Here is a 15158-nt window from a genome sequence, read left to right as displayed (position 1 = left end):
TCAGCTGACGATGCGGTAGTAAAGCCAGTCCGGCAGGAACTGCGACAGGCGGAAGAACAGACTGAATCCAAAGGGAAAAGAGCGCTTAAACCCGCCTGCGGTCATGTGCTCGAAGCACTGCTGGGCGGCCTCTTCGGGCTCCATCAGGAACGGCATCTTGAAATCGTTCTTGTCGGTGAGCCGGGTCTTGATGAACCCGGGGTTCAGCAGTTGTACTTCCACCCCGGTCTTGCGCAGGTCAGCGTAGAGCGATTCCGCCAGAACCATCACCCCAGCCTTGGACGAGGAATAGGGCGCGGAGTCCGGCAACCCCCGGAACCCGGACAGCGAGCCAGTCATCACCAGATGCCCCCGGTCCCGCCGCACGAATTCCGGCAGCACGGTCCCGACCAGCGCCATAGCGCCGCCGAAATTGACCCGCGCCATGGTGTTGGCCTGTTCCGCGTCCCAGCGCTTTGCCCCGAACGGCCAGTAAACCCCGGCCATCTGGATCACACCGTCCACCGGCCCGATGTCTTCGGCCACCCGCGCCAGCGCCGCGTGATCCGTCACGTCCACCGGTGCGATCTCTGCCTTCCCCGGCAGCGAGTGAGCCAGTTTGCGCAGCCCTTCCTCGCCTCGAGCCGAAAGGACCAGGTCTACCCCGACCGTGCTCAACTTGTGTGCCAGCGCCGCGCCGAGTCCTTCGGACGCGCCCACCAGCCAATACCGCTTGCCCTGCCACTCTCTCAAACCGCTTCCACCTTTCGCATGGTCGCCACCAGTTCGGCCACCTTCAGCCCGTACTTGCAAAACTGGCTGCGGTTCACGATGGTTCCATTCGGGGTCAGGTACATCCAGTCGGTGGTGTCCAGAACATGCCCTCCGCTGTCCTCAGGCAGGCGGATGCGATAACGCAGGCAGACCGAACCGCCCCGCTGCGCGCCGGTGCCTTCACCCACGAGGTCCGGTGCGCTGGCGCGGATGGTGCCGTCATTGCCAAGCGTCAGTTCCCAGCGCCGATGCTGCTCGCCGCCGCTTTCGTATTTGAAATGCTCGGTCATCACGCCCCGGTTGCCTTGCCAAGACACGTCAAAGTCGCCGGTGAACCGCGAGACGACACGGCCGAGCGGCCCGTAGATCACGCCTTCGCAGATCAGCGGCCCGTTCAGGTCCCGCCGGATGTCGATCTGGCGGACGTCCTGCGCATAGTCGTCCGGACGCTGCGCCATGAACCCGGCAAACCGCCCCTTCAGCCAGAGCAGCCCCAACACGGCCGCCGCCCCGAGAGCGAATCCAAGCCCCATCATCCTCGCACCTCCGTCATGCTGCCGCTCACCGTTTCCTCGGGCGGCTCCGGGCGGTTGCGATACCGCGCGCCCTTCAGTCTCAGTTTCAATGCCTGCCAAAAGATCAGCGCCATCACCCGCCGCGCCCCGAACGGCCGCCGCACCAGGGCAAGCGCCATGCCCTTGCGTGTCAATGGCTGACGTTTGCCCACCAGCGTGGCAATCACCCCGCCCGCCCCGTGGCTGAAGTCGATCCAGATGCCGATGCGGTCGTCCCGGATGTCAAAGCGGAAGACATAGCCGCCCTCGACCGGCTGGAACGGCGAGACGTGGAAGATTTTCCGGGCCGTGATCCGGTCCTCTGCGGTGATCGCGCTGCCATCGGACTTGCGACACAGGTAGGAATGGCGGTCGCCGAATGTATTCGTCACCTCCGCGATCACCGCCGCAAGGTCATCCCCATCATACGCAAGCCAGAAGGAGACCGGGTTGAACACATAGCCAAACACCCGCGGTTGCGTCAGCAGCATCAGCTTTCCGGCATGGATTCGATGCGCCAGAAGCACGTCCCGCGCCCAGTTTGCACCCTGCCCCTGCCTGGGCGGTCCGCCATGGTCGCGCCTCCGCACAGAGAATAGTCCTTGCCGGAACAGCACCTCCCTGTCTTCGCACGCATCAAGAAGAACGTAGTCCATGGCGTAGCGAAAGCGGTTCTGCACGGCACCCTTGCGCCCATGGTACGTGTGACCGACGATATGGTCGACCGCGCTCATGCCACCGCGACCCCGTCCGCCAGTTTCGCTTTCAGCGCTTCTGCCACGTCCACGGCGCTACCGAGACCGTCCTCGTGGAAGCCATTCTTCATCCAGGCGCCGCAAAACCAGGTGTTCCGCGCCCCGTTCCTCTCCGCCACCCGCCGCTGCCCTTCCAGGGCGCCGAGATCATAGACCGGATGACGCAGGGTGACCTCGTCGTAAATCAGTTCCTCCCGGATCGGACGCGTCGAATTCAGCGTCACGAACATCGGATCGTCCTGCGGGATCGGTTGCAGACAGTTCATCCAGTAGGTCAGGTCGATCTGATTCATCGCCTTCCGCGCGGTCTCCGTGTAGTTCCAGGACGACCAGACCGCCCGCCGCTTCGGCATCACGCTGTCATCCGCATGCAGCACCACGCGGTTCGGCTGGTACGCAACCGCGCCAAGGGCCGTGCGCTCCGCTCCGTCGGGATCCTCCAGCAACCGCAGCGCATCGTCCGAATGGGTCGCAAAAACAACCTCGTCGAACCGCTCCCAACTGCCCCGAGCCCGGACCCAGGCTGCTCCGGGCTCCCGCCGCACCGCCTCTACCGGACAGCCGGTCCGCAGTACGGCCCCCCGCCGCAGCAGGGACGCCTCCAACCGCGAGACATACGCACGCGAGCCGCCCTGCACCGTATACCACTGGTGCTGCCCGGTGTGATGCAGCAGGGCGTGGTTCTCGAAGAACTGCACCAATGCATGGGCCGGGAAATCGAGGATCTTCTCCACCGGCGTCGACCAGATCGCCCCGCTGAGCGGCAGCAGGTAGTATTGCCGGAACCAGTCCCCCATCCGCAGCTGATCGAGAAACGCCCCGAGCGGCTGGGTCCGGTCCTGAGCCGCTGCCAGGGCCTCCCGGTTGAAACGCACCACATCGCGGAGCATGCCGAGGAACTTCGGATTGAACGCATTGCGCTTTTGCGCGAACACCGCACGCACGTCACGCAGCCCGTATTCCATGGCCCCGCCGCGCAGGCTCGCACCGAAACTCATGTCAGACTTCACCACCGGCACATCGAGCGACTCGAAAAGCGCCACGAGATGCGGGTAATTTGCCCGATTATAGACGATGAACCCGGTATCGACCGGCTGGTCGCCGCGTTTGCCCGCCAGCACCGTCCGGGCATGGCCGCCGAGCCGTCCTTCCGCCTCGTAAACCGTAACGAGGTGGTCATCCGCCAGCAGATGCGCCGCCCCCATGCCGGAGATGCCGCCTCCGATGACGGCAATCTTGCGCGGCGGGGCGGGACGGGGATCGAAGGGCATGAACACTCACCTTTTTGTCTTGATGTGACCAGACTTACGCGCCAACTCTCCGAATGGATGAAAAACGCCGGAAATTTCCAAGAAACAGTTTGTGATCCGATCCCGTCGTCGCGGCGTAAGAAGGACATGTTTGGAAGCACGCCCCTTCTGTCCGATGACATCCTGCCGGTTGAACCCCCGGCGCTGCCGCGCAAAGCTGTGCCGGCAAGGCGCAAAGGCATGAGACGATCCGTGACTCGAAACGACACCGACGCAGCAGAGCATTGGGTGACCCTGATCGCCCGGATCCGCGACGATCATGACGAGGCCGCCTTCGTGGCGCTTTTCGAGCATTTCGCGCCACGTGTGAAGGGTGTGCTGATGCGATCCGGTACGGACGCGGCCACGGCGGAAGAGATCATGCAGGACGTCATGACCACGATCTGGCGCAAGGCGGCGCAGTTCGATCCTGCCCGCGCCTCCGTGGCGACCTGGATTTTCACCATCGCCCGCAACCGCCGCATCGACGTGTTGCGCAAGCAACGCCGCCCCGAGCCGGAAGAACTGGCATGGGGCCCCGAACACGAACCGGACCAGGCCGACGCGCTGGGCCTGCAACAGGAAAGCGAACACCTCGGGGCCGCAATCGCTGCCCTGCCCGCCAAACAACGTGAGTTGATCGAAAAGGCGTATTTCGGAGACCTGAGCCATTCGGAAATCGCGGACGTCACCGGACTGCCGCTCGGGACGATCAAGTCCCGTATCCGTCTTGCCCTCGACCGCCTGCGTCACGCCATGAGCCAGATAGACAAATGACACACACCATCACGCACCACCTCACCGACGACCTGATCCTGGGCTACTCCGCCGGCACCCTGCCGGAGGCCGTGAATCTCGTGATCGCGACCCACATCAGCATGTGTGACACCTGCCGCGCCGCGCTCCATGCGCAGGACGCCGTGGGCGGGGCGCTGGTCGAAGCGGCACCGCCGGCCTCCCTCGCCATGGGCAGCCTCGCCAGCGTCCTTGCCCGCATCCAGTCGGCCCCCGCTCCGGAGCCCCGGGTGAAACCGCGCGGCGACGTTCCCGCCCCGCTGACCGACTACATCGGCGCGACGCTGGCGGATGTGAAATGGCGACCCGTCGGTATGGGTGTGAAACAGGCAGTGCTCAGGACATCGCCGGAGGCCACCGCCCGTCTGCTCTATATTCCTGCTGGAACTGCCGTGCCGGATCACGGTCACAACGGTCTGGAACTGACCCTCGTGCTCCAAGGCGCGTTCAGCGACGAGGGCGGCACCTTCCGCGCGGGCGACATCGAGGTTGCGGGCGACGATCTCGAACACACGCCGGTTGCGGACATCTCGGCTGACTGCATCTGTCTTGCCGTGACCGACGCCCCGCTGCGGTTCAAGGGATGGCTGCCACGGCTTGCGCAACCCTTCGTCGGAATCTGACGAACCGGGGCGGCCCACGCCTGCGACGAGGGCGCGTCCCCGGTTTCTTCTCTTCGAAAAATACTCCTGCTCCACGCCAGCGGCGGATCGCACGGATTGTCTGTCACTGTCCCGACGTAGGGCGGGGCTGTGCCCCGCACCCCCTGAGACATTTCCGCCCGTTAACCACCTTTTCGAGGAAACGACCAGGCAGTCACCACGTACACCCCCAACATATGGCGACAAAGAGAAGCGCGCGTTGGGCTAACCCCACCGCGCGCTCCTGTCTTTTTACGGTGACCTAGCCTTGCGGCTTAGTGCTTTTTCTTCTTTGGCGGCATCAGGTCGGTGATGGTGCCCTCGAACATCTCGGCGGCAAAGTTCACCGTCTCCGACAGCGTCGGGTGCGGGTGAATGGTGTGACCGAGGTCGACGGCATCCGCTCCCATCTCAATTGCCAGCGCACATTCCGAGATCAGGTCCCCGGCGTTTGTCCCGACGATGCAGGCCCCGATAACCCGTTGATCTTCCGGATCGAAAAGCAGTTTCGTCATGCCTTCGGAGCGGCCGTTCGACAGCGACTTGCCCGACGCCGCCCAAGGGAAGACGCCCTTCTCGTACTTGACGCCTTTCGCCTTAGCCTCTGTCTCCGTCAGGCCGCACCAGGCGACTTCGGGATCGGTGTAGGCCACGCTAGGGATCAGCTTGGCATCGAAATACCGCTTCTCCCCGGCGCAAACTTCCGCCGCAACCTTGCCCTCATGCACCGCCTTATGCGCCAGCATCGGCTGGCCCACCACGTCACCGATTGCAAAAATGTGAGCCACACCAGTGCGTTGCTGACTATCCACTGCAATGAATCCACGCTCGTCCACCGCCACACCGGCAGCCTCGGCGTTGATCAGCTTGCCATTCGGCTTGCGCCCGACAGCCACCAGGACCTTGTCGAAGGTGTCGGAAAAACTCTCGCCCTTCTCATCCTCGAAGGTCACCTTCATGCCGCTCTTCAGGGCTTCCACGGCGGTCACTTTCGTCTTCAGGAAGATGTTTTCGTAGCGGCCTTTTATGCGTGTCATCAAGGGTTTGACGATGTCCTTGTCAGCGCCCGGGATGATCTGGTCCATCAGTTCGACGACCGTGACCTTCGAGCCAAGCGCGTCATAGACGCAGGCCATCTCCAGCCCGATGATCCCGCCGCCCAGCACCAGCATCCGCTTCGGAATGTCCTTCAACTCCAAAGCGCCGGTCGAGTCGATCACCCGCTCATCGTCGGGAATGAACGGCAAGGCCACCGGCTCCGAGCCTGCTGCGATGATGCATTGGTCGAAACTGACGGTGGTCTTGCCCTCGTCTCCCTCCACCTCGATCATGTTCGGGCCGGTGAATTTGCCATAGCCGCGAACCACTTGCACCTTGCGACCCTTCGACAGACCGTCAAGACCGCCGGTCAGCTGGCCGACCACGCTGTTCTTGAAATCGCGCAACTCGTCCAGGTTGATCTTCGGCTTGGAGAAGCTGATGCCGTGGGAGGCCATCTCCTCCGCCTCGGTGATCACCTTCGCCACATGCAAGAGCGCCTTCGACGGGATGCAACCGACGTTGAGGCAGACACCGCCCAGCGTCGGGTTGCGTTCGATCATGACGACCTTCTTTCCAAGGTCGGCGGCGCGGAAGGCGGCGGTGTAGCCGCCGGGGCCGGAGCCAAGAACGACGACTTCCGCATGCACATCGCCTGGCCCGGAGGCCGTGCCGGTGGCGGCGACGGACTTCGGCGCCTCGGCGGGGGCGTCGGCCTTTGGCGCTGAGGCCTCGGCTTTCGCATCCGCGCCTTCCAGCACGAGAATGACCGAGCCTTCGGAGACCTTGTCGCCTTCCTTCACCTTGATTTCAGTAACCTTGCCGGCAGCCGGAGAGGGCACTTCCATCGTCGCCTTGTCGCTTTCGATCTCGATGAGCGGGTCTTCGGCGCTGACGGTGTCGCCAACCGAGACCAGCACGGTCACGACGGGCACATCCTTGAAATCGCCGATATCGGGTACTTTGACGTCCATTGTCTTCACCTCACCACATCAGCTTGCGCATGTCGCCGAGCAGCGTCTTGAGCGTCACGCAGAAGCGTGCGGCAAGGGCTCCGTCGACGGCGCGGTGATCGTAGGAGAGCGAGAGCGGCTGCATCAGGCGCGGCTCGAACTCGCTGCCGTTCCAGACCGGCGCCATTTTCGAGCGGGTCAGGCCGAGGATCGCCACTTCCGGCGCGTTGACGATGGGCGTGAAGCTGGTTCCGCCGATGCCGCCAAGCGAGGAAATGGTGAAGGTCGCGCCCTGCATGTCCTTGGACTTGAGGTTGCCGTCACGGGCTGCCTCGGACAACTCCATGAGTTCCTTGGAGATTTCCACGAGACCCTTGCGGTCCGCGTCCTTGATGACCGGTACCATCAGGCCGTTCGGCGTGTCCGCCGCGAAGCCGATGTTGTAGAAGTCCTTCTTGATCAGCTTGTCGCCATCGGGATGGATCGACGAGTTGAACTCCCAATGCGTCTTCAGCGCCGAGACGCTGGCCTTGATGACGAAGGACAGCAGCGTGACGCGGTAGCCGTCGTTCTTGGCCTGCGTGTCCATCTCCTTTCGGTACTGGTCCAGCTCGGTGATGTCCGCCTCGTCGTTGTGCGTGACATGCGGGATGTTGAGCCAGGAGCGGTGCAGCGCGGGGCCGGAGATCTTCTTGATCCGCGGCATCTCCACATCTTCCACCGGGCCGAACTTCGAGAAGTCGACGACCGGGATCGGCGGAATGCCCATGCCACCCTGCGCACCACCGGCGGCCGCCGGGGCAACGGCCGACTTCATCGCCTTTTCAACGTCTTCGCGCAGGATGCGGCCCTTGCGCCCGGTGCCATTGACGGTGTTGAGGTCGACCTCGACCCGACGGGCGAAGGCCCTGACGGAGGGCGAGGCATGGACCTTGGAGAAGCCCGCGTCGGTCACAGGCGAGGAGGCCGGGGTTGCCGCAGGAGCCGGAGCCGCCTTCGGCGCCTCTGCTTTCGGCGCTTCCTTCGTTTCCTCCTTCGGAGCCTCGGAGGCGCCGGAAGCCTCGATGGTCAGGATCAGCGACCCCTCGGACACCTTGTCGCCTTCCTTGATGTGGATTTCCTTGACCACACCCGCATGCGAAGAAGGCACCTCCATCGTCGCCTTGTCGCTTTCCAACTCGCAGATCGCATCTTCGACGGCGATGGTATCGCCCACGGAGACCAGCACCGTAACGACCGGCACGTCCTTGAAATCACCGATATCGGGGACCTTAACTTCTGTTGTCATTTCCTATTCCTCCTGTCCCACTTCACGCCGTGCGCGGGTTCGGCTTGCCGCCGTCGATGTCGTATTTCTTCAAAGCCGCCTCGAGATCCTTGTCGGAGACAGCCCCCTCGCGCCACAGGTCCACCATGGCCGCCGCCGCGATGTGGTTCGCATCCACCTCGAAGTGACGCCGCAGGTTGACCCGGCTGTCGGAGCGGCCAAAGCCGTCGGTGCCGAGGACCGTGAACCGGCCCGGGACACAGGCCCGGATCTGCTCGGCATAGTTCTTCATGTAGTCGGTCGCCGCGATGATCGGCCCTTTCACCCCGTCGAGCGTCTGCGAGACGTAGGAGGTCCGCTGCTCGGCGAAGGGGTTGAGGCGGTTGAACCGCGCCACGTCCTGGCAGTCGCGGGCCAGTTCGTTGAACGAGGTCGCGGACCAGATGTCGGCGGTCACGCTGAAATCGTTCTTCAGCATCTCCGCCGCCTTGATCGCCTGCACGAGGATGGTGCCGGAGCCCATCAGGTTGACGTGCTTCTTGTTCGGGCGGGCGGTCTTCTGCATCCGGTAGAGGCCCTTGATGATGCCCTCTTCGGCGCCCATCGGCATGTCCGGATGCTGGTAGTTCTCGTTCATCAGCGTGAGGTAGAAGAAGACATCCTCCTGATCCTCGTACATCCGCTTGAGGCCGTGCTGCACGATGACCGCGACTTCATACGAGAAGGTCGGGTCATAGCTGATGCAGTTCGGGACGGTCCCGGCGAGGATGTGGCTGTGACCGTCCTCGTGCTGGAGCCCCTCGCCGTTCAGCGTCGTGCGGCCCGCCGTGCCGCCAAGCATGAAGCCACGGGCACGGCTGTCGCCCGCCGCCCAGGCAAGGTCGCCGATCCGCTGGAAACCGAACATGGAGTAATAGATGAAGAAGGGCACCATCGGCACGCCGTGGTTTGAATACGCGGTGGCCGCCGCGATCCAGTCCGCCATGGCGCCCGCTTCGTTGATGCCTTCCTGAAGCACCTGACCGTCCTTGCTCTCCTTGTAGAACATCATCTGGTCGCGGTCTTCGGGCGTGTAGTTCTGGCCCAGCGGGTTGTAGATGCCCACGGAGCGGAACAGGCCTTCCATGCCGAATGTACGGCTTTCGTCCGGCACGATCGGGACGACCTGCTTGCCGATCTTCTTGTCGCGCAGCAGCGTCGTCAGGATGCGCACGAAGGCCATCGTGGTGGAAATCTCGCGATCCCCGGTGCTTTGCAGTTCCTTCTTGAAGGCATCGAGCGCCGGGATCTCCAGCTTCGGAGACTGGGTCTCGCGCTTCGGGAAGACCCCGCCCAACTCCTTGCGGCGCTCGGCCATGTAGGCCTTCTGCGCGTTGTTGAGGCTGACGAAGGGAATGTCCTTCTCGAGCTCCTCATCCGTGACCGGGATCTTGAAGCGGTCGCGCATCGCCTTGAGCTGGTCGAATTGCATCTTCTTCTGCTGGTGGGTCGTGTTCTGACCCTCACCGGCGGTGCCCATGCCGTAGCCCTTGACCGTCTTGACGAGGATCACGGTGGGTTGGCCCTCGGCCTTGGTGGCCCGCAGGAAGGCGTTGTAGACCTTCTTCGGATCATGACCGCCGCGGCGCAGCGCCCAGATCTGGTCGTCGGTCCAGTCCTTCACCAGCTCCGCCGTCTCCGGATACTTGCCGAAGAAATGCTCGCGGATGTAGGCGCCGTCCTTGGATTTGAAAGTCTGGTAATCGCCGTCGATGGTCTCGTCCATCAGTTGGCGCAGCTTGCCGGAGGTGTCCTTCTCCAGCAGGTCGTCCCAACCCTTGCCCCAGAGCAGCTTGATCACATCCCAGCCGGAGCCACGGAAGTTGCCTTCGAGTTCCTGCACGATCTTCGAGTTTCCGCGCACCGGGCCGTCGAGGCGCTGGAGATTGCAGTTTACCACGAAGATCAGGTTGTCGAGACCTTCCCGGGCCGCGAGCGCAATCGCGCCAAGCGATTCCGGCTCATCCATCTCGCCGTCGCCGAGGAAGGCCCAGACCTTGCGGTCCTGCTTTTCGATCAGACCCCGGTTTTCGAGGTACTTCATGAACCGCGCCTGGTAGATCGCCATCAGTGGGCCGAGACCCATGGAGACGGTCGGGAACTGCCAGTATTCCGGCATCAGCCAGGGGTGCGGATAGGACGACAGACCGCCACCGGCGACTTCGGAGCGGAAGTTCTTCAATTGCTCTTCGCTGATCCGACCTTCCATGAAGCTTCGGGCATAGATGCCTGGAACCACATGGCCCTGGAAGAAGACGAGATCGCCGCCGTGGATGGCGGACTTCGAGCGCCAGAAGTGGTTCAGGCCGACGTCATAGAGCGCGGCTGATGAGGCGAAGGAGGCGATATGTCCGCCGTATTCGCTCGATTCCTTGTTGCGCTTGACCACGGTCGCCATGGCGTTCCAGCGGTTGATGGTGCGGATGCGCCATTCCATCTCGCTGTCACCCGGCATGTCGACTTCGTCATCCGGGGAAATCGTATTCTGATAGGGTGTCGTCGACGAGAAAGGCAGTTTCGCCCCGGCAGCCCGCGCCCGCTGCACGGCCTTGTCCAGAAGGAAGTGCGCCCGGTCGGCGCCGTCGCGTTCGATAACATCCTCTACGGCCTCCTGCCATTCCTGGCTTTCGACCGGATCAATATCCTGCGGAGTGTCTTTCATGGGCCTCTTCCCTTTCTGCGCACCTGGCACAAGCACAATGGTTTAACGCTAAACCATTATCAGTTTTCCACGGGAGGTTCTGGCCTGATGCCTGCCCCTCCCGTGGCTGAACATCGTTGGCGTCGTGTGTAGCAACCTGCCTGTCTGCTGGGCAGATGGTCACTCGCATAGCATCCATGCACCAGACGCATGGCAATGGTTCAATATTAAACGATGTGTTACTCTGCGATTTTCCTACGCAATTTTCTTTCCATCGTTCACCGTTCAGCTAGGGCGCGACCGGACAGCCGTCCACACCCTTGCAGCCAGAGCATAGTCTCCTGCGGCGATTCCCCGAAACATGAAAGCGCGTGGAGCAAGGCCCGGCGACACGCCATTTTGCAACATTTCCGCCAGATCCGCCGCAATGCGCCCCGCCGGAACCATCGGTTCCGGCATGCCCGTTTCCTGCTCCCGGTCATCCACCACGACGGTGCCGAAGGCGTCGAACGTGGCGCGGTCCCACGGCTTGGCGGCATCGGTGATGACCGCAAGAGCGCCGGGCTTCAGCACCCCTGCATCGAGAAACGGCTTGCCGCTGTAGGTGATGGGGATCGAACTGACCACGATGTCGGCGCCATCCAGAGCGTCGCCCGGAGACCCGCAAACCACCGCACGCAGCCCCAATCCGTTGGCCATGCCGATCAACGCGTCGATGTTTGCCTGGCCCCGCCCCGACAACCGGATTTCCTCCAGCGGATAGAGACCGCTGAACAGCTCGAGATGCGATCGCGCCTGCACGCCGCAGCCGACAAAGCTCATCACCTTTGACTCGGGCCGCGCCAACACCCGCGCCGCAACCGCCGACAAGCCCGCCGTGCGCACCGCCGTGATCCATTCCGCATCCATCAGCGCCAGGCATTCGCCGGTGTGCGCGTCCAGCACCATGATCGCCCCGGTGATCGACGGCAGACCGCGCCCCGGATTGTCCGGACAAACCGTCACCGCCTTGATCACCGTGACATCGCCGGTGGCCAGCGTCGACATCATGTACCGCCCGTCGCCGGGCTGGATCACGCTTTTGGGGGTAGTGACGAGCGCGCCAGCGGCCTTGTCCCGGATCGCGCCGGCAATCGCATCGACGATATCGGCGGGCGTCAGACCAAGCCCTTTCAGATCCTCATCACTCAGGACTGTCGGGGCAAAGGCCATGTCACTCTCCGGCTTCTGTTAGCGGTAAACGCCCCTCACTGTCGCCCGGCAATTCCTCAAAGTCAAAGCGATCGAGCCGCGTAGCGCGTTTCCCCGCCTTCTCGGCGCTGATCTTGATATCCTCGATGTCCTTCGCGGCCTGCCCGAAGTGCCGGTCCAGATTGGCCACCCGCGTGCCGAGCCGCTCAAGATCACCGTTCAGCAGATGCAGCTCGCGCCGGATCGCGCCAGCCTGCTCGCGCATCCGCGCGTCCTTCAGGATCGCCCGCATGGTGTTGAGCGTTGCCATGCAGGTGGTCGGCGAAACGATCCAGACCCGCGCAGCAAACCCTTCGCGGACGATCTCCGGGTAGTTGGCATGCAACTCGGCATAGACCGCTTCGGAAGGCAGGAACATCAGCGCGCCGTCCGCCGTCTCGCCTTCGAGGATGTATTTCTCCGAAATGTCCCGGATGTGCCTGCGGATCGCGATGCGCATCTGACCCTGCGCCCGGATCAGGGCTTCCGGCGTATCCGCACGCCGCAGTTGCTCGTAGGCTTCCAGCGGGAACTTCGCATCGACGACAATCGGCCCCGGAGGCTGCGGCAGATGGATGAGACAATCGGCCCGGCGCCCGTTCGACAGCGTCGCCTGCATCGTGAAACTGTCCGACGGCAGGGCCTTGCCCACGATATCGCGCAACTGGATCTCGCCGAACGCCCCCCGAGTCTGCTTGTTCGACAGGATGTCCTGTAGCGACAGCACATCGCCGGACAGTTTGGAGATGTTCGCCTGCGCCTCGTCGATGACCTGCAGGCGCTCCTGCAGGGCACCGAGGCTTTTGGCCGTGCGCTGCGCGGAGCCCGTCAGGCTCTCGCCCATCTTCTCCTGCACCTCCGAGAGCCGCTTTTCCATGAGTTGCAGCATGGCCGTCTGGCTGTGCGCCTGCGCCTCGCTGACCCCGATCAGCCCTCCGGACAGCCGTTCCTGCCCGTCTGACAGGCCGGCGACCCGTTGGTTGAGCGCATTCATCTGCCGGACCAGAGGCTCCACCGCCGCGGCGGACCGCCCCGCGCCCCGCACGGCCATCACGAGGAGCAGGAGCACCAACGCCCCGAGGCCCAGCCCCGCCAGCACCAGCGGATCGTCCAGCGGGATGATCCTGTCGCCCAACTGGATCATGTGCGCCCGAACAGTCTCTCGATGTCCGACAGCTTCAACTCGACGTAGGTCGGCCGTCCGTGGTTGCACTGGCCGGAATGCGGCGTGGCCTCCATTTCCCGCAAGAGCGCGTCCATCTCCTCGCCGCGCATCCGCCGTCCGGAGCGGATCGAGCCGTGGCATGCCACGCGGCTCAGGATCGCCTCGATCTTCTCCTGAACTAGCTGGCTTTGCCCCTCGTCCGAAAGCTCGTCGAGGATGTCCTCGATCAGCGCCCTTGCGTTGATTTCGCCGAGGATTGCGGGCGTCTCGCGCACCGCCACCGCGCCGCCGCCGAACGGCTCGATGGTAAGGCCCATACGGGTGAGATCGTCTGAAACCGCCAGCAAGGTGTCGCGGTCGGAGGGCGACAGATCCACGACCTCCGGGATCAACAAGGCCTGCGCCGGGACGCCGTTGGCCGCCATCTGCTTTTTCAGCTTCTCGTAGACCAGCCGCTCATGCGCCGCGTGCTGGTCGACGATGACGATGCCGTCTGCCGTCTGAGCGATGATGTAATTCTCATGCACCTGCCCCCGTGCCGCACCCAAGGGACGCGATACGGTGTCCCGGACCTGTTCCGGGACCTCCTGCTGCACGTCTTCGACAACGCGCCCCGAGTAGACGCTGGCCATCTCGGCAAAACCCGGCTCCGGCACGGGCCGCTCGGGGGCCTGCATCGCGTAGGAGACACCCCGGGCGAACCCGGACGGGCGGTCCATCTGGTACACGCGCGGCTCGGTGATTTCCGGCCGCATCGCGCCAAGCGTTGCGCTGGCAACGGTGGAGGACGCCCGGTGGCCCGCCTCCGCCAGTGCGTGGCGAAGCGCCGAGACGATCAGGCCGCGCACGATCCCTGGATCGCGGAAGCGCACTTCCGACTTGGCCGGATGCACGTTGACGTCCACCTTGTGCGGGTCACAGTCCACGAACAGGGCCACTGCCGGGTGCCGGTCCCGGGACAGGAAATCGTGGTAGGCGCCGCGCAATGCGCCGATCAGCATCTTGTCCCGCACCGGTCTGCCATTGACGAAGAGGTACTGCGCAATGGCCGTCCCCCGCGAATAGGTCGGCAGCGCAGCGTAGCCGGTCAGGCGGAAACCCTCCCGTTCCGCGTCGATGGCGAGGGCGTTCTCGATGAACTCCGCCCCCATGACCCGCCCGAGCCGCCCGCGCAGGGCGTCGAACAGGTCGCCGGTTTCGGGATCGCTGCGGAATACCACCCGGTCTTGGCCGCCAGACACGTCCTTGAGGGTGAAGCCGATCGACGGCTCCGCCATGGCAAGTCGCTTCACCACGTCGGTGATCGCCTGCATCTCCGCCCGGTCGGTTCGCAGGAACTTCAGCCGGGCAGGCGTGGCATAGAAAAGGTCACGCAGGGTCACCACGGTTCCGGCATTGAGGGCGCAGGGTTTCAAGGCGGACAGGGCACCGCCGTGCACGCTCAGTTCACAGGCCTCCTCGCCCCGCGCGCGGCTCTGGATCGAGAGCCGCCCGACCGCACCAAGCGACGGCAGGGCCTCGCCGCGGAAGCCGAAGGAATGAATGTTCAGCAGGTCCGAGCCGTCGATTTTCGACGTGGCATGGCGTGACAGCGCCAGCGGCAGGTCCTCCGCGGTCATTCCGCAGCCGTCATCCGTCACCCGGATCAGGGTCTTGCCGCCGTCGGCAATCTCCACCCCGATGCGCCGCGCCCCGGCATCAACGGCGTTTTCGACAAGCTCCTTCACCGCGGAAGCAGGCCGTTCGACCACCTCCCCAGCCGCAATCCGATTGATGGCGGAATCGTCGAGTTGACGGATTTGGGGGCGCATGTTGGGGGCGTGAGAGTTCATTCCACAAAACCTAGCAGCCCACTTCTGATTCTGAAACGCCCCTTTTGCAAGGTCCCGCGATGGGTCACGAAAAAGAGTTACCAAAATGGCATACCGGTTATGAAATATTAGAACTTTGGTCGCATGGTCTTTGACATATAATTTCCGTAACGATTATCTAACGGAACATGATCTATCCAGGAGTCGTCCCATGTTGGTGCCCTTGA

The 15158-nt window shown here is 63.6% G+C and carries 12 protein-coding genes; 2 read left to right on the top strand and 10 right to left on the bottom strand.

The window, feature by feature from the left end; genetic code table 11:
* The 4 genes from ACP159_RS20685 to ACP159_RS20670 are packed head-to-tail and all read right to left on the bottom strand — an operon-like array spanning window position 1 to window position 3333.
* Window positions 1-732 carry an SDR family NAD(P)-dependent oxidoreductase gene (locus ACP159_RS20685; RefSeq protein ID WP_425101618.1) on the bottom strand — a complete coding sequence of 244 codons (732 nt, stop codon included), beginning with the start codon at window positions 730-732 and terminating at the stop codon, window positions 1-3.
* Window positions 729-1289, bottom strand: coding sequence for a DUF3833 family protein (locus ACP159_RS20680; RefSeq protein WP_425101617.1), 561 nt, complete (start codon window positions 1287-1289; stop codon window positions 729-731). The genes ACP159_RS20685 and ACP159_RS20680 overlap by 4 nt, the downstream gene beginning before the upstream one ends.
* Window positions 1286-2041 (bottom strand): DUF1365 domain-containing protein, encoded by a 756-nt coding sequence (locus ACP159_RS20675; protein ID WP_425101616.1) that lies wholly within the window; start codon window positions 2039-2041, stop codon window positions 1286-1288. Before ACP159_RS20675 ends, ACP159_RS20680 begins: the two co-directional genes overlap by 4 nt.
* Entirely contained in the window at window positions 2038-3333 is a 1296-nt protein-coding gene (locus ACP159_RS20670) for an NAD(P)/FAD-dependent oxidoreductase (RefSeq protein WP_425101615.1), read from the bottom strand. Before ACP159_RS20670 ends, ACP159_RS20675 begins: the two co-directional genes overlap by 4 nt.
* A 219-nt stretch (window positions 3334-3552) precedes the next feature.
* Between ACP159_RS20670 and ACP159_RS20665 the strand changes: the two genes are divergently transcribed.
* Both ACP159_RS20665 and ACP159_RS20660 read left to right on the top strand, forming a co-directional pair.
* A complete protein-coding gene (locus ACP159_RS20665) occupies window positions 3553-4128 on the top strand; it encodes a sigma-70 family RNA polymerase sigma factor (RefSeq protein ID WP_425101614.1) in 576 nt (191 codons plus the stop codon).
* Entirely contained in the window at window positions 4125-4769 is a 645-nt protein-coding gene (locus tag ACP159_RS20660) for a ChrR family anti-sigma-E factor (protein ID WP_425101613.1), read from the top strand. Before ACP159_RS20665 ends, ACP159_RS20660 begins: the two co-directional genes overlap by 4 nt.
* A 293-nt stretch (window positions 4770-5062) precedes the next feature.
* Here ACP159_RS20660 and lpdA read toward each other — a convergent pair whose 3' ends face one another.
* The 6 genes from lpdA to mutL all read right to left on the bottom strand — a co-directional run bounded on the left by lpdA (window position 5063) and on the right by mutL (window position 14952).
* The gene (gene lpdA / locus ACP159_RS20655) at window positions 5063-6799 is read right to left on the bottom strand and encodes a dihydrolipoyl dehydrogenase (RefSeq protein ID WP_425101612.1); all 1737 of its coding nucleotides are present in this window, start codon (window positions 6797-6799) and stop codon (window positions 5063-5065) included.
* A gap of 10 nt (window positions 6800-6809) precedes the next feature.
* The gene (gene aceF, locus ACP159_RS20650) at window positions 6810-8066 is read right to left on the bottom strand and encodes a dihydrolipoyllysine-residue acetyltransferase (protein ID WP_425101611.1); all 1257 of its coding nucleotides are present in this window, start codon (window positions 8064-8066) and stop codon (window positions 6810-6812) included.
* 22 nt (window positions 8067-8088) lie between these two features.
* On the bottom strand, window positions 8089-10746 hold the full coding sequence (gene aceE, locus ACP159_RS20645) for a pyruvate dehydrogenase (acetyl-transferring), homodimeric type (protein ID WP_425101610.1): 2658 nt from the start codon (window positions 10744-10746) through the stop codon (window positions 8089-8091).
* Window positions 10747-11010: 264 nt separating this feature from the next.
* Window positions 11011-11937, bottom strand: coding sequence for an ornithine cyclodeaminase family protein (locus ACP159_RS20640; protein WP_425101609.1), 927 nt, complete (start codon window positions 11935-11937; stop codon window positions 11011-11013).
* A gap of 1 nt (window position 11938) precedes the next feature.
* Complete coding sequence (locus ACP159_RS20635) at window positions 11939-13099, bottom strand: DNA recombination protein RmuC (RefSeq protein ID WP_425101607.1); 1161 nt, start codon at window positions 13097-13099, stop codon at window positions 11939-11941.
* On the bottom strand, window positions 13096-14952 hold the full coding sequence (mutL, locus tag ACP159_RS20630) for a DNA mismatch repair endonuclease MutL (RefSeq protein WP_425101606.1): 1857 nt from the start codon (window positions 14950-14952) through the stop codon (window positions 13096-13098). The genes ACP159_RS20635 and mutL overlap by 4 nt, the downstream gene beginning before the upstream one ends.
* Between the last annotated feature and the right edge of the window lie 206 nt (window positions 14953-15158).

It is taken from the genome of Tropicibacter sp. S64 (assembly GCF_049803835.1).
In the GTDB taxonomy this organism is placed as follows: Bacteria; Pseudomonadota; Alphaproteobacteria; order Rhodobacterales; family Rhodobacteraceae; genus Pacificoceanicola.
The sequence above is the reverse complement of the archived record's forward strand: the minus strand, read 5'-3'. Positions and strand labels throughout refer to the sequence as shown.